At 64.3% G+C, this 16,793-nt stretch carries 7 protein-coding genes; 1 reads left to right on the top strand and 6 read right to left on the bottom strand.

Annotated elements, in window-relative coordinates; all coding sequences use genetic code 11:
* Positions 1-322: 322 nt before the first annotated feature.
* Positions 323-4,843 carry an Ig-like domain-containing protein gene (locus P12x_RS29850; protein ID WP_435011877.1) on the top strand — a complete coding sequence of 1,507 codons (4,521 nt, stop codon included), beginning with the start codon at positions 323-325 and terminating at the stop codon, positions 4,841-4,843.
* Between the two features lie 220 nt (positions 4,844-5,063).
* On the opposite strand, the gene P12x_RS29845 is transcribed toward P12x_RS29850, so the two are convergent.
* The 6 genes from P12x_RS29845 to P12x_RS29820 form a co-directional block, all read right to left on the bottom strand.
* Positions 5,064-6,101 carry an NAD-dependent epimerase/dehydratase family protein gene (locus P12x_RS29845; RefSeq protein WP_435011905.1) on the bottom strand — a complete coding sequence of 346 codons (1,038 nt, stop codon included), beginning with the start codon at positions 6,099-6,101 and terminating at the stop codon, positions 5,064-5,066.
* A gap of 500 nt (positions 6,102-6,601) precedes the next feature.
* Positions 6,602-12,166 (bottom strand): S8 family serine peptidase, encoded by a 5,565-nt coding sequence (locus P12x_RS29840; RefSeq protein WP_435011876.1) that lies wholly within the window; start codon positions 12,164-12,166, stop codon positions 6,602-6,604.
* Between the two features lie 818 nt (positions 12,167-12,984).
* A complete protein-coding gene (locus P12x_RS29835; protein ID WP_435011875.1) occupies positions 12,985-14,340 on the bottom strand; it encodes an oligosaccharide flippase family protein in 1,356 nt (451 codons plus the stop codon).
* 35 nt (positions 14,341-14,375) lie between these two features.
* Positions 14,376-15,125: a YdcF family protein gene (locus tag P12x_RS29830; RefSeq protein ID WP_435011874.1), complete on the bottom strand. Its 750-nt coding sequence runs from the start codon at positions 15,123-15,125 to the stop codon at positions 14,376-14,378.
* Between the two features lie 97 nt (positions 15,126-15,222).
* The gene (locus P12x_RS29825) at positions 15,223-15,879 is read right to left on the bottom strand and encodes a PIG-L deacetylase family protein (protein WP_435011873.1); all 657 of its coding nucleotides are present in this window, start codon (positions 15,877-15,879) and stop codon (positions 15,223-15,225) included.
* Positions 15,872-16,723, bottom strand: a complete 852-nt coding sequence (locus P12x_RS29820; RefSeq protein WP_435011872.1) for a glucose-1-phosphate cytidylyltransferase — start codon at positions 16,721-16,723, stop codon at positions 15,872-15,874. The genes P12x_RS29825 and P12x_RS29820 overlap by 8 nt, the downstream gene beginning before the upstream one ends.
* Between the last annotated feature and the right edge of the window lie 70 nt (positions 16,724-16,793).

The following is a 16,793-nucleotide window of genomic DNA, read 5'->3' as shown; positions in this document are numbered from 1 at the left end:
CAATCATACAAGGAGTGCGCATATCAAGTAGCAATCTATACATTGAATAAAATATTATGTAAAATACAGTATTGTGAACTGTACCGGGGTTGCCGCGCCGAGAATCCGCCGATAAGATCGTCCAATCGCCACATCCCTGCCTCCGCATTCTAGACTCACATATTGAGATCAATCGCGGATGTCCAGGTCCAGACGCGGTGCCCTGTAGAGGCTCCTGCGACGCGGCAACTTCGCGCGTCGTCGGCGAGCCAACACGTGACGGCCCGTAAGGCTCGCCTGCACATCTACAAATTAACGATTACAAACATCAAGAAGGAACTCCATGATTCCCACCAAGTCAGCTCGCCGTAGGCATCACGCGTCCGTCCGTCCCGTGTTCGATCAACTCGAGATCCGCCAGGTCCTCTCCACCGGCGACCCGACGACCCTGGCGTCCTCGCTGGGCGCCCCACCGGCCCCCGGACCCAATACCATCTGGGTAAACTCGGATGCCACTCTCCAGAATGCCGTCGGCAACCTCCAGTCCGGCCAGACGATCGTCATCCAGAAGGGGACTTATAACCTCTCCAACACCCTTTACATCGGCAAGAACCGGGCGGTCACGGATGTCACCATCCGCGGAGAGACGGATAATTTCAGCGACGTGGTCCTGCTCGGCAAGGGGATGGATAACGCGAGCTTCGGTGGCGTGGCTTCGGGCATCTCGGTCTACAATGCGCAGAGAGTGACGATCGCAGATTTGTCGATCGGCCAGGTGTACTACCACCCGATCGAGTTGAAGGGGGAGTTTGGCGCATCGGCGGTGCAGATTTACCACGCACGGCTCTTCGACGCCGGAGAGCAGTTCATCAAGGGGACGCTGTCCGCTAGCGGTGTCGGCGTCAGCAATTCGAGCGTGCAGTACACCGTGATGGAGTACACCGCCGGTACACCCAAGACCGATCATGGTGGAGGCATCGGATACACCAACGGTGTCGACATCCATGGAGGGCAGAACTGGATCATCCGCGCCAATATGTTCCGAAATTTCCACGTGCCGGACTCGGCCTCGACGAGCAATTGGTGGAATCCGGCGATCTTGATGTGGAATCACTCGGCCAACACAATCGCCGAGGGGAACACGTTCATCAACTGCGACCGGGCGATTGCCTTTGGGCTCTACGACAATAGTGGGTCTGACCATCAGGGTGGGGTGATCCGGAACAACTTCATCTTCATGCAGCCCGGTCTGATGAGCGCCACCCGCAAGGCCGACTCGGACGCCCAGGTCATCGTCTGGGATTCGCCGGGCACGAGGGTGGAGAATAATTCGATCCTGACGAACGGCAACACGGCCAAGTCGATCGAGGTCCGGTTCACCGGAACAACGAACATCCCGATCGTGGGTAACCTGACCGATGCGCCGCTGGGCTCGCGTAATGGGGCGACCTACGCCGCCGCCAACAATTACCTGACCGCCTCGGCCGACATGTTCGCGAATCCGGCTTCGGGTAACCTCCATCTCATCTCAAACGCCAAGACCCAGGCCAACGTCATCGACCGAATCGTTGCCTCGGCCAACGTGCCGATGGACTGGGACGGCGAGGCACGCCCGGTGGGCGGCAAGGCCGACATCGGGGCCGACGAATATCTTTCCACAGTCAGGGACACGACGCCTCCGGCGGTGACGGGACGGACACCGACCCCCGGCGCGACCGGCGTCAACGCGGCAACCGCGCCCACGGCCACCTTCAGCGAGGCCGTCCAGGCCGGCACGATCGCCTTCACGCTCAAGAACGCATCCGGGGCCGCCGTCGCCGCCGCTCTCTCCTACGACGCCGCGACCTACACGGCGACGTTGCGACCCTCGGCGAACCTCGCGGCCGGGGCCACCTACACCGCGACCATCGCCGGAGCCAAGGACCTCGCCGGAAACGCGATGACCTCCCTCAGCTGGTCCTTCACCACGGCACCGGCCACCCCCAGCGACACGACGCCTCCGACGGTGACGGGACGGACACCGACCCCCGGCGCGACCGGCGTCAACGCGGCAACCGCGCCCACGGCCACCTTCAGCGAGGCCGTCCAGGCCGGCACGATCGCCTTCACGCTCAAGAACGCATCCGGGGCCGCCGTCGCCGCCGCTCTCTCCTACGACGCCGCGACCTACACGGCGACGTTGCGACCCTCGGCGAACCTCGCGGCCGGGGCCACCTACACCGCGACCATCGCCGGAGCCAAGGACCTCGCCGGAAACGCGATGACCTCCCTCAGCTGGTCCTTCACCACCGCCGCCGCGGCGACGCCGATTGGCAACGGAACGGGCCTGGCGGCCACCTACTTCGACAACCAAGACTTCACCGGCAAGGTAATCAGCCGGGTCGACCCGACGGTCAACTTCAACTGGGGGAGCGGTTCGCCCGCGACCGGCCTTGGGGTGGACACGTTCAGCGCCCGCTGGACCGGCCAGGTGCAGCCCCTGAAGAGCGAGACATACACGTTCTACACGCTCAGCGACGACGGCGTCCGACTCTGGGTCGACGGCAAGTTGTTGATCAACAACTGGACGAACCACGGGGCGACAGAGAACAGCGGGACGATCGCGATGCAGGCGGGCCAGCGGTACGACATTCGGATGGAGTACTATGAGCAAGGTGGTAGCGCGGTGGCTAGCCTGTCGTGGAGCAGCCCGACAACCCCGAAGGCGGTGGTGCCCGCCAGCCAGCTCTACCCCAGCGACACGACCTCGCCAACGGTCGTGGCCCAGAATCCCGGGAATAGTGCCACCAACGTGCCCATCTCGGTGACTGCCAAGGCGACCTTCAACGAGGCCGTCCAGGTCAGCACGATCAGCTTCACGCTCAAAAATGCCGCCGGAGCCGCCGTGGCGGCAACCCTCTCCTACGACGCCGCGACCTACACGGCGGTGCTGACGCCGGCCACGCCGCTGGCCTCCTCGACAACCTACACGGCGACCATCGCCGGGGCCAAGGACCTCGCCGGAAACGCGATGGTGACGCCCGTCACAGAGACGTTCACCACGGCACCGGCCACCCCCAGCGATACGACGCCTCCGACGGTGACGGGACGGACACCGACCCCCGGCGCGACCGGCGTCAACGCGGCAACCGCGCCCACGGCCACCTTCAGCGAGGCCGTCCAGGCCGGCACGATCGCCTTCACGCTCAAGAACGCATCCGGGGCCGCCGTCGCCGCCGCTCTCTCCTACGACGCCGCGACCTACACGGCGACGTTGCGACCCTCGGCGAACCTCGCGGCCGGGGCCACCTACACCGCGACCATCGCCGGAGCCAAGGACCTCGCCGGAAACGCGATGACCTCCCTCAGCTGGTCCTTCACCACCGCCGCCGCGGCGGCAACTGGCCTGAATCAGCTGCCGATCCTCGACCAGTCGAATCTCGAATATGTCGGGGCGTTCCGGGTCCCCACCCAACAGTCTGGGGCCTCATCATTCCAGTATGGCGGCTCGGCGTTGGCATACAACCCCGCGAACAACTCGCTCTTCGCCGTCGGGAATCCCCAGGACCAGGCCGTCGCCGAGATCGCGATCCCGAATTCGATCGTCAACAGCACCAACCTTGGCAACCTCGCCGTCGCCTCGGTGCTGCAGCCGTTCGTGAAGGTCCTGCCCAAGCTTCCCATCAACCCGCCGGAGATGAGCCAGGGCGGCATGGAGGCGATCGGAGGCTTGATGGTCGTCAACGGGCAGCTCGTCGGGACGGCATTCAACACGTACGATGGAACAGGAAGTGTGATGGACTCGCACTTCAAGCTCGACTCGCTCAACCTGTCAACGGCCCGTGCCAGCGGGCTCTATCAGGTCGGCAACCTCGGGGGCGGATTCGTCGGCGGATACATGACGCAGATCCCGACCGAATGGCAGTCCACCCTCGGGTCGTCCTACCTGACCGGCCAGGCGGCCCTGAGTATCATCTCGAGATCATCCTACGGGCCGTCCGCGTTCGGCTTCGATCCGAACACGCTCGGTTCCGGCGTCAATCCGGCCATCCCGTACGTCTACTACGATCAGTATCACCAAACACTGGGCACCTATGACAGCAACCCTCCGACGCTTTTCAACGCGACGGTCGGCGGCTCGGATGTGACGAGCCTCAACGCGGTCTTCGTGCCCCAGACGCGGTCGGTGCTCTTCTTCGGCTCGATCGGAACGGGGAATTACTACTACGGTGAAGCAGCTGACGCCAATGATCCCAACCGACCGTACAAGGGCGTCCACTCCGTCGGCGGGAACTACACCTTCCAGGTGTGGGCCTACGACGCCCTCGACTTCGCCGCCGTGAAGAACGGCCAGAAGAATCCCTGGGACCTGAAGCCCTACACGACCTGGCAGCTGAACTTCCCGCAACCCGATGGCCAGAAGGTCCTGGGCGGGGTGGCCTTCGATGCATCGACCGGGCGATTCTACCTGTCGGAAATGAAAGCGGACACGTCCGATCTCTATGCCAATACGCCGCTGATCCAGGTCCTCCAGCTGAAGATGCCGGCGAACCCGGCCCTGAGCGGGGCGATGTCCGCCCTCGACGCCTCCGCAACCGGCCCCCGCGTCATGGCTCCTATCCCAGCCCCGGTGGTGAGCGGCGGTTCGATCGCCCCGACGGCCCTTGCCACTTTACCGGCGACTGAATCCCCGTCCGTCACGGGCTCGGAATCATCGAAAGCGGGCGATCTCCACACCCTGCAGACGAGCGCCTGGGGCAAACCGATCGCGTCTCATACGGCCGCAAATCTCGTGGCGATCGTCCCTAACCAGGTGGAAGTCACCCCTGTCCTCCCCGACGGCTGGCTTGGACTGAGCTTCGGTCGGCGGACGCATCGCCGTTGAGGCCTGCGCCACCGCCTGAACTGGTTGGATATCGCTAAATCTCGACCGGCCCCGATCGCTACGGATCTCCGTAATGATCGGGGCCGGTTCTCATTTCGAATCAAAACGAACGATCCGGCGGCGTACCTGCCAGGCTCCACAAGGAAGGTTGATCGGGCCATCTCCACGCTCCTACGACGACACTCATAGGGCATGGCTCGGTCCAGGACCTGGATCGCCGTTAACCGGCCGACGCGACGAGCACGTCATCTCGCCAACGCAGCGACGAGTCAAGCCGTCCTTCGCGTTGCAACTTCGTAATGCGATTGATGCGGAGATAATTCGTCCCGGAGAGGTCGGAAGCGGTCAGTCCGTAACGACGATAAGCCTCATGGAGTTGCTCGACTCCCTGCCGTACTGTCCATCGAGGCTGGTACTCGTGCAGAGTTCGGGCGATCTTGCCGCAGTCGACCCGGTAGCACCGCGCGTCGGGGCCGCCACCCTCTGCATAGGCGATCTCGCTCCCAGGCACGACCAGTCGGACGAGGTCGGCGACCTCGCTGATCCGATAGTTTTCCTCGGTTCGCCCCACATTGAATGCCTGGTCGTGGACGAGTTCGCGAGGAGCGTGCAGGACCGCGAGAAATGCCCGGCTGATATCCTCGATGTGGACGAGGGGCCGCCAGGGGGTGCCATCGCTCTGGATCAGTACTTTTCCGGTCGTGCAGGCGTATCCGACGAGGCTGTTTACCACCAGATCGAGGCGGAGTCGAGGCGAGAGCCCGTAGGCCGTCGCGTTGCGGAGATAGGTCGGGCTGAAGCCTTCGCCCGACAACCGAGACAGGTCACGCTCGGCCCGGACCTTCGACTCTCCGTAAGGGGTTACCGGATGAAATTCGGCCTCCTCAGTCACCGGATCGTCTCCCGCCACGCCGTAAAGGCTGCAAGAGGAGGCGTAGAGGAAGCGGGGCACTCCGGCCTCTTTGGCCAGTTCGGCAAGGCGGACCGAGGACCTGTGGTTGATCTCGTAGGTGCTTTCCGGGTTGAAGTTGCCCAGCGGGTCGTTGGACAATGCCGCCAGGTGCACGATCGCGTCGTAACCCTCCAGGTCGCGCCGGGTGACGTCGCGTAAGTCAAGGCGTCTGGACGGGAAATCCGCCGGAACTTCGCCAAACGTGCATCCTTTGAATAGATCATTGTCCATGCCGTGGACCGTGTGCCCCGCATCGCGGAACATAGGCGCCATGACTGATCCGATGTAACCGTGTTGGCCCGTCATTAATACTTTCATAACCTGCCTCGGATCCAGGTGCCCATGACATGCCGAGCCACGTTGACCCGACCTCGTCCTCGCGGCCTCCCACTCACGATGGCTCATCGCCATCGGCCAGGGACCGCTTCAGTGTCTCCCAGGTGTATGCCCTCATCGGAATCATTCTCGATGCTGCAGACGTTATGGCCGAGCCGGATCCCCGACGTCGCTAATACGACTCCAACGAAGCCAACGAGACTATATCCACCAATTCCGCGAGTTGGCCTACGTCCGGGCGGGGGATTCGGCCGGGCTGGGGCTCGGCGGCCAACCGGCCCAGTCCGTATGCTAGCTTCTGTCAAATGTAGGCCGAGAATTGGCCGCAGCCGAGGATGCGGGCGACTCCCCTCGCCTGACCTGTTCGATGACCTGGAGGCGTGGACCTTGCAACACTCCAGCGTTCCGTCCGGTCTCATACCCTCGGCACGAGATCAGTAGCCGATGAGTTCCTATTGAATCGGCTTGATTCAGTTTGTTGGATTCTCCGGCCCGACCTTCGCCCCACGTGCTTCGAGGGTGGTCGAGAGGAACCGATGAGGACGACGGACGAATCCGATCAGTCCAGCCAACGCGAACGGTCGAGGCGGGCTGGTCCGACCCCGAATGATCGAAGATTCGGTCGCTGGAACATGCGTGATCGCGAGATCTTGTGGGGCGATAGCACCCGGAAGAACCACTGACTGCGAGCCCCTTCGACCCGCCGCTTCGGTCCCACGGACAACCTCGTTACCCCGAGCCATAATCGGGGCCGTCGTCGCAGATTCCGAAGTCAGGATCATGTCCCAATTTTCGCTCACGGTGGGCATGTTTGACGACGGAGTCACGGCAATCGACCTGGAGATCACACCAACCGGACTGTTCGCGAATCCGGACAATTCCAGCCCAGACGTAAGCTCGGCGATCCGCTCGACCCGCACCGCGTCGGCCACCAGGTACGAGCCGGCCGGCCCGGCCAGGTCCGAGAGGCGGACCAGCAGCGAGCCCCCCGTCACGTCGAAGGAACCGCCCAGGTCCTGCCAAAGACGCCCGCCCTCCGAGAACCCCACCGGAGCCTGACGCTGGTCGATCGTGAGGGTCGGTCCGGCGGCGCCGTCGACGAGCACCGTGTAGAGAGCGTCGGAGGCGCGATTGCTGTAATCGACCCAGGTGACCGAGACGCGGTAGCGGCCCGGCGCCAGGTCGCCGAAGCTCCACGAGGCCGACTCGGCACCCGTCCCCGATGACTTGAATTTCATGTCGCCCTGCCAGCCGGCCCCGGCGTACGACTGCCAGCCCGAGGTCGCCGAGAACCCCGCATCACCGTCGTCGATCACCCGAACCTCGGAGGCAACACCCGTGACGGTGAACTCGAACGGATCCTCGTCGGGGTCATTGGTGGCGAAGCGAACAATCCCTTGGTAGCTCCCCAAAACCGCGCCGTTCAGGCGGAGCGTGAAGCTGGTCGAGGCCCCAGGAGCGAGCGTCAAGGCGTCGAATCCGGCGGTGATGCTGAAGCCGGCCGGCACCTCGATGACGCCGAGGTCCAGACTGGATGTGCCGACATTCTGCACCTTGAAGGTTCGCGTCAGCGGTACACCAACGTCGGTTCGGCCAAAATCGACCGTACCGAGGCCATCATCGACACTGACGCCGCCCTCGAAAACGGCGACATCGGGAGCCGCCGGGGGCAAGTCGGCGATCCGCTCGACCCGCACCGCGTCGGCCACCAGGTACGAGCCGGCCGGCCCGGCCAGGTCCGAGAGGCGGACCAGCAGCGAGCCCCCCGTCACGTCGAAGGAACCGCCCAGGTCCTGCCAAAGACGCCCGCCCTCCGAGAACCCCACCGGAGCCTGACGCTGGTCGATCGTGAGGGTCGGTCCGGCGGCGCCGTCGACGATCACCGTGTAGGGAGCGTCGGAGGCGCGATTGGAGTACTCCACCCACGTCACCGAGACGCGGTAGCGGCCCGGCGCCAGATCGCCGAAGCTCCACGAGGCCGACTCGGCACCGGTCCCCGCCGCCTTGAATCTCATGTCGCCCAGCCAACCGGCCCCGGCGTACGGCTGCCAGCCCGAGGTCGCCGAGAAACCCGCGTCCCCGTCGTCGATCACGACCGGGCCGGTCGGCGGCAGGTCGGCGATCCGCTCGACCCGCACCGCGTCGGCCACCAGGTACGAGCCGGCCGGCCCGGCCAGGTCCGAGAGCCTCACCGACAGCGAGCCGCCCGACACGTCGTACGAACTGCCCAGGTCCTGCCAAAGACGCCCGCCCTCCGAGAACCCCACCGGAGCCTGACGCTGGTCCACCGCCACCGACGGGCGGGCCGATCCGTCGACGATCACCGTGTAGGGGGCGTTCGAAACCCGGTTGCCGTCGGATACCCACGTCACCGAGACGCGGTAGCGGCCCGGCGCCAGGTCGTTGAATGTCCAGGCGGCCGACTCGCTCCCCGTCCCCGCCGCCTTGAATCTCATGTCGCCCAGCCAACCGGCCCCGGCGTACGGCTGCCAGCCCGGCGTGGCCGAGAAGCCCGCGTCCCCGTCGTCGATCACGACCGGGCCGGTCGGCGGCAGGTCGGCGATCCGCTCGACCCGCACCGCGTCGGCCACCAGGTACGAGCCGGCCGGCCCGGCCAGGTCCGAGAGCCTCACCGACAGCGAGCCGCCCGACACGTCGTACGAACTGCCCAGGTCCTGCCAAAGACGCCCGCCCTCCGAGAACCCCACCGGAGCCTGACGCTGGTCCACCGCCACCGACGGGCGGGCCGATCCGTCGACCGCCACCACATAGTGGGCGTCGGAGGCGCGATTGGAGTACTCCACCCACGTCACCGAGACGCGGTAGCGGCCCGGCGCCAGGTCGTTGAATGTCCAGGCGGCCGACTCGCTCCCCGTCCCCGCCGCCTTGAATCTCATGTCGCCCAGCCAACCGGCCCCGGCGTACGGCTGCCAGCCCGGCGTGGCCGAGAAGCCCGCGTCCCCGTCGTCGATCACGACCGGGCCGGTCGGCGGCAGGTCGGCGATCCGCTCGACCCGCACCGCGTCGGCCACCAGGTACGAGCCGGCCGGCCCGGCCAGGTCCGAGAGCCTCACCGACAGCGAGCCGCCCGACACGTCGTACGAACTGCCCAGGTCCTGCCAAAGACGCCCGCCCTCCGAGAACCCCACCGGAGCCTGACGCTGGTCCACCGCCACCGACGGGCGGGCCGATCCGTCGACGATCACCGTGTAGGGGGCGTTCGAAACCCGGTTGCCGTCGGATACCCACGTCACCGAGACGCGGTAGCGGCCCGGCGCCAGGTCGTTGAATGTCCAGGCGGCCGACTCGCTCCCCGTCCCCGCCGCCTTGAATCTCATGTCGCCCAGCCAACCGGCCCCGGCGTACGGCTGCCAGCCCGGCGTGGCCGAGAAGCCCGCGTCCCCGTCGTCGATCACGACCGGGCCGGTCGGCGGCAGGTCGGCGATCCGCTCGACCCGCACCGCGTCGGCCACCAGGTACGAGCCGGCCGGCCCGGCCAGGTCCGAGAGCCTCACCGACAGCGAGCCGCCCGACACGTCGTACGAACTGCCCAGGTCCTGCCAAAGACGCCCGCCCTCCGAGAACCCCACCGGAGCCTGACGCTGGTCCACCGCCACCGACGGGCGGGCCGATCCGTCGACCGCCACCACATAGTGGGCGTCGGAGGCGCGATTGGAGTACTCCACCCACGTCACCGAGACGCGGTAGCGGCCCGGCGCCAGATCGCCGAAGCTCCACGAGGCCGACTCGGCACCGGTCCCCGCCGCCTTGAATCTCATGTCGCCCAGCCAACCGGCCCCGGCGTACGGCTGCCAGCCCGAGGTCGCCGAGAAACCCGCGTCCCCGTCGTCGATCACGACCGGGCCGGTCGGCAGCGATGGGGACAGGTCGGCGATCCGCTCGACCCGCACCGCGTCGGCCACCAGGTACGAGCCGGCCGGCCCGGCCAGGTCCGAGAGCCTCACCGACAGCGAGCCGCCCGACACGTCATACGAGCTGCCCAGGTCCTGCCACCAACGGCCACCCTCCGAGAAGCCCGACGGGGCCTGACGCTGGTCCACCGCCACCGACGGACGCGCCGATCCGTCGACCGACACCACATAGTGCGCGTCGGAGGCGCGATTGGAGTATTCCACCCACGTCACCGAGACGCGGTAGCGGCCCGGCGCCAGGTCGTTGAATGTCCAGGCGGCCGACTCGGAACCCGTCCCCGCCACCTTGAACCTCATGTCCCCCAGCCACCCCGCCCCGGCGTACGGCTGCCAGCCCGGCGTGGCCGAGAAGCCCGCGTCCCCGTCGTCGACCACTCGCACCGCAGGTGCGGCCACGATCCGGAAGCCGGTGGTGTAACGATCGTCCGGCACTTCTCCCGGATTCCCGTCTCGATCCTGGTCCATGGACCGACCGGTCAAGTCGGTGATGGCCGGGCCAATCATCAATGAATAGGACCCCAGGGCGGTCTGCGGGGCGAAAACGACGTTGAACTCCAGATCGTTGATGCGTTCAATCGCGAGGGGGATAATCGGCCCACTCGGCCCGGCAATGACGACGTCGTTGATGGTGAAGGTGTTGGCCTGGATCGGCCTGTCGAATCTCACGCTGACCCGGTCCTGCGAACCTGAAACATCGTTGTTCGGGGACGAGGAGACAAGGCGAGGTCCGGCAATGTTCGGTGCGTTAATGGCCGAGAAGGCGTCGACGATGCCGCCGGTGATGGTCAGATTCGTCAGGCTAGCCAGTGGCTTGACGGTCGACAAGACGCGATCGACGAGCCAGGAGGCCGAGGCACCCGGGAAGACGCCGGCCAGCAGCGAGATGACCCCAGTGACGTAAGGGGTCGCCATCGAGGTTCCGCTATAGTTGAAATAACCGCCGCCGGGCCAGGTGCTGACAATATTAGAGCCGGGTGCCGCCAGGGACACGGTGTTGCGGCCATAATTGGAGAACGATGACAGCGAGCCATCCGTGTCCACCGAAGCCACGCTGATCAGGTTCGGCAGGTTGTACGAGGCCGGATAGTAGGCAAGGCTGGGATTGCCTATGTCGTTGGAGTGGTTGCCCGCCGCGGCGACCACCACGACCCCGGCATCCCCGGCCAGTGCGATGGCGTCTTTCAGGGCCGGGACATCGGTGAAGGTACCCCAGCTCGCATTGATGACGGAGGCGCCCTGCGAGACCGCATACTGGATCGCCGCAATCGCGTCCGAGGTAGCCACGCCGTTACCGTCGTGTATCTTCACTGGCAGGATCCGGGCGTTCCAGTTGACGCCAGCCACCCCGACCGCATTGTTGCCCCTGGCCCCGAGGATCCCCGCGACGTGCGTGCCGTGTCCGTAGGTGTCGATCACATTGTTAGTCGAGTCATAATAATCCCAGCCCGTCAGGTCGTCGACTAGCCCGTTGCCGTCGCCGTCGGAGTTGTCGGACCAGGGTGCGGACCGAAGGTCGCCAGCGTCGATGAATCCGTTTTCGTTTTGGTCCGTGGTGAGCCAGGAGTTGATCAAATTCCCCGACGAGCCGAGGACAACGTGGCCCCCGCCATCAAGGGAGTTGAGGTCGTAGAAGTCGACCAGGCCGTTGCCGTTCGTGTCGACCACGTTGGCGCGGAGGCTGGCGGGAATCTCGCCCTGATTGATCGCGATGTTCAAGTAGAGGTCTGGGTGCGTGTAGTCGACGCCCGTGTCCAAGACCGCGACCAAGGTGGTCGAATTGCCCGTCGTCTGGTCCCACGCCGCAGTCGCGTTGACGTCCACGCCGCTATTGTTCTTCAGCCCCCACTGGCTGGGGAAGAGCGGGTCATTTGGTAGGAAATCGGCGTTTTGCATCAGGACGTCGGCCTCGGCGTGCGTAACCCGGGGCAAGATTCGCAGTTTTGCCAAGGCCGCCTGAGCATCGGAACTACCGGCGAACGTCACCAGGCCCAAGCGGCCATCGAACCAGGTCTGGGAGAGGTTAGCGCCCATCGCGGCGATCGACGAGCGTGTCTGCACAGAGGGACCGCCCGCCTCGAAGCCGACGACGATGCGGATGGGCACAGTCGAGGTCGGGAACGGAGCAGTCGGAACGCCGCTCAACAGGGTGCGAAACTCCAGTCGCTCGAAGCTCAATCGACGCACGCTTTTCATCGATGTGTTCCGTCATTAGGAATGTCGAACTTTTGGATCGATTGAGCTCACCAGGAGGCTTAATCCGACCGGTTGAGAACTGATCCGCGGGACACTCGGCGCAGGATCACCCTACGGAGCAACTCGCGATCGTTTCGGAAGAGATAGAGATCAGCGGCGGTCCAGTATCGTGAGAGGTTCCGCCCGGATTGATTGACCACATTGTCCGTCGTCCATCGCTCGCCAAGACCGATCGCGTCCTCGTGGAGTCGATCAACCATGATTGATCAACCATGATCGTCGGCGTCGGCTGGCAGGATGTGTGCTCCATCACCCGATGGCAGAGCGTGAGTCGATCATGGAGCACGCACATCCAGAGGATCGCGGCTTCCAGGTCTCGCTCGGCGGCTATCCGGCTCGTGACTCCGTTGATCTGCTTGCGAGGGTCGCCGAAGTTGAATCCTTCCCGGAAGGATGCAGGGGACAACGGCGACAACCACCTAGACGATTGCCCTATCTAGTACATCCCTCCAGATACGACCAAATAACGTCGCTCTTGGACCGAGCGTAGTGTTCGTTGACCTGGACCCGCCTCAAACTCTCAAGGGCCTCGATCTGGACGGCGACTTGATACATAGATGCCTATCCAGCACTCGTGACGGATGGGCACGCGCGATTGAAGCGATCGTCACCGGCACCGTCGATGGTCTCGATCGTCCGTAGAGATTATGATTCACGCAAAGGCTGCATCATGGGCAAGCAACCTCTTCCATCGGCACCTGGGCGAGCACGCCCCTCTCCCGCGGTCGACACAGCCGAATATAGACGAGAAGATCATCGCGCCGGGGCAAGAGGGCGCCCCAGGAAACTCCAGTCTCACGAACATAAAAGCATATCAGCCCTAATGAAACTATTGTGTAAGATAGGGATGACGCGAGGCTCGCCCCCGACAAGCCCATGCGCGGGATGAGCCAATAGTTCGCCACGGCGTTGACACTGGCCCCTCCCAAGGACAGCCAGACGGCGAAGCGAATCTTCTCCCGAGCGAGCAATTCGGCCACGAGCACTTTTCCGATCGTGAGCGCGAATATCCCCGGGAGCAGCCAACGCAGCGGGGCGACCGTCGGGCCATACGCCGATGAGTAGATGAGTTCGACCGCAACTCCTGCCACGGCCCAAACCAGCAGGCATCCCAGTCCCATCCAGATTGTGGCATGACGCGCGACGGCCGCCACGAGCGCCGGATCGCGTTTCTTAGAGTTGGTCAGGTGCGGCAGCAGGGCCGTCGACACGGCACCGGGTATGATCCAGAGGCGTTCGGCGATGTCCACCGCGATCACGTAAAAGGCCAGTTCCTCGGGGGGGAGCATGACGGCGATAACCAGCTGATCGACGCGATAATTCAGATAGGTCATTATCCCGGACCCGTACGCCGGCAGCGCGAAGCGGGTGGTCCGTCCCCAGAGGCAACGATCAAACCAAGGCCGACCCAAAGCACCCGACCTGGCCAAAAGAACGCCCAAAATGAGCACTGTCGCCGCGACCATCGCCGAGTCGGCCCAGACGGCACCCTGCACGCCGGTACCGATCCCCACAACCCAGACAAGGACCAGGAGAAGCGAGGCGACCTTCGTGCCCACCTCCACCAAGTTCAGGGCGGTGATCCGGTTCATCCCCCTGAGAACCGCCAACCAGAAGTCGATCAGAAGCCGTCCGGGCACCATCAGGAGCGCCAGAACGTAGAGCCAGATCGGTCCATGCAGGGTCGAGCCTAGCCCCGGGGCCCCGAGCGCGATGTAGGAGATGCCCGCGAGAGCCGTCAGGCCTCCAGCCACCGAAGCAACCATCAGGGACTGCCCAGCAAGCGCCCGGCGACCTCCGGGCTCGAGCCCCGCGTACACGGCGTTGGCCTGTTCGAAGCCCAGCAGGCCGAAGGTCCGGGCGAGCTCGGGCAGCAGCAGGACCAGCGCGAACAGTCCACGGCCCTCCGGCCCGAGAGCGCGAGCCAGAACCATCGACGAGACCAACGAGAGCCCTAGGACGAAGATTCGAGCGGTCAGGGTGGTCAGGATATTCCGGGCTAAGGTCATTCGAACTCCCAGCATCCGGGGGCGTCGCAGAGGAACCGTAGCCCCCGAGATCACAACCAACCACGAATCCAATAGTAAATGATCTTTTCGTACTCGAGGACGGCCAGTTCGAAATCGGTCGACTCCCGCGGGTTCGGGAGGAAGTCGCCGGGGACTCCCTCCAGCGGCACCCAAGGCCGGGCCGGGGATGCCGTCACCCGGAAGCCCTGATTGCGGAAGCAGCCCGCCGCCCTGAGCATGTGCTCCCCGTCGGTGACCAGGACGACATGGCGGATGTCGCGCTCGCGGAGGAGGGCGCTGCTTCGGACCGAGTTCTGCCGAGTGTTCGCGGAATGATCCTCGACGATCAGATTGGACGGCGCCACACCTTTCTCGATCAAAAAATCCCTCATCAACCAGGCCGCCGCCGGTTCGTCGGGATCTGCCCCGATCCGGCCGCCGCTGACCAGGATGGGGAGGCTCTCCGCCGTGCGGTGGAGCTTGACCGCTTGCAGGCAACGGTAGATCGAATCCATGCCCAATTCCGCTCTCGCGACCATCTCATTCGCCCCTCGGACATACCCCGATAGGACGACGATCGCCTGGGCGTCGCCGGGTACCGCGTCCGACGGCGGATAGGGCCACTCCAGGGCCATGTGAGCGAGGGTGCCCGCGGCTCGCGTGCACGACAGACAGAGCAGGAGGTAAGGAATCGTCACCCAGACGAGCCGTCGTCGCCGCTCATATCGCCCTCGCCAGAGGTTCGCGATCGCCAGTCCTAGCAACATCAGTAGCAGGAAGGTCGGTTGGAGCACCAGCATCGGGTTTCCATCGCCATGGGTCCAGTCGGTTCGAGATAGCGTGTCGGGCCTGGTTCATCGATCCTTCGCCTGCGGCCCCGGCGGGCTTTGAGCGGCCTCAGGCCAGGACGACCTTGCGGCAATGAAAGGCTTCGGCGTAACGGCTCGGTGAGTTGGACTCTATCCCTCGGATTCGCATAAGCGATAGAAAAGTCTGCTCGTCGAACCAGCGCTTCCCTCCCTGACTAGGAAAATGCTCGAGAAGATTGCGAACCTTGAGAGTGCAGATCTCCTCGTCGATAGGAACGAAGAAATTGGGCGTGCCGAGGTCGCCGTCATACTTCGGGATTTCATACTCCAGGACGAGGTGGTCTCGAAAAGTGTTCCAGGTCAGGTCGGAGATCAGGCGATGGTCCTGATGGCGGTCGTCCCGGTAGTGCGTGAAGACGAGGTCCGGGTCGAAGTCCCGCCTCAACGCCTCGAATTCCTCCTTGATTCGTGCGCCGAGAAACGGGAAGAAACCGTCCCGGTGATCCCTAACGATCACGGTACGACTCGACGCCCGGGCGAGGAACGCGTCGGCGCTCTTTCTCGCCTCCTGGGCCCGCGTCTCGTCCGAGCTGAAGACGACCCAACGGACGGACACCTCGGCAAACTGACCGAGGAGCGACAGGATCGTCCCGCCGCAGCCGATCTCGATGTCATCGCTGTGAGCCCCGAGGCAGAGGATCCGATAGGTTCGTCCATCCGGCCTCGAGAGGTTCAGATTATTCATGGGCGAGAAGGACCTTTCTGCACTCAGCCCCGTTCCTCCCAGGGCCGGCCAGGCCACCCGCCGTGCGCCCTGCGGACTTCCAGACCTCCCAAGGGGCCGCGCCTCGAGTGTATAGGTCGTCGAGTTGTTGCCGGTCCTTGAAGGTGTCCATGCAGCCCCAGTACCCCTCGAACCGCTCTGTGATGAGCTGGCGTTCCTCGATGAGTCGGCGGAAAGGCTCCTCCACCAATTCCTCCCCCTCCTCCATATAGTCGAAGATCTCTTTCCTGAATGCGAAGAAGCCCCCGTTGATCCAAATCCCGGCCCCGCTGATCGGCTGGACGCCGCTGACAACGTCGCCTTCGACCGAGACGAGGTGATAACTCTGAGGCGGTCGGACCGAGAGAAAGCTGCCGACCTTGCCGCTCTCGAGGAAGTGGTCGACATATTCGGGCAGGGCCAGGTCCGTCAATCCATCGCTGTAATTCGCCAGGAAGGTGGATTCCCCATCCAAATAGGGCTCGGCAGCCTTCAACCGCTGCCCGATGTTGGAGTTGATTCCCGTGTCGACGAAGGTGATGTTCCAGTCGTCGATATCGCTGTTCAGGAGTTTGATGTCCTTTCCACCGCTCGACAGGACGAAATTGTTGGAGACGCACTCGTCGTAGTTCAGGAAGTATCGCTTAATAACATCCGCCTTGTAGCCCAGGCATAGGATGAAGTCCCGGTGCCCGTGGTGGGCGTAATATTTCATCAGATGCCACAGGATCGGGCGGTAGCCGATCGATATCATCGGCTTGGGAACCGGCTCGGGATACTCCCGGATCCGCATGCCAAGGCCACCGCAGAACAAGACGACTTTCATGGTCGTTCAATCCTTTCGCGTCGGAAATCTTCCCGGGCCACGCCGGTCGGGGAGAGGGCGTGGACCGGGT

The organism is Tundrisphaera lichenicola, from assembly GCF_051175385.1.
Lineage (GTDB): Bacteria > Planctomycetota > Planctomycetia > Isosphaerales > Isosphaeraceae > Tundrisphaera > Tundrisphaera lichenicola.
Note: the sequence above shows the minus strand (reverse complement) of the source record. Positions and strands in the feature narration are given on the sequence as shown.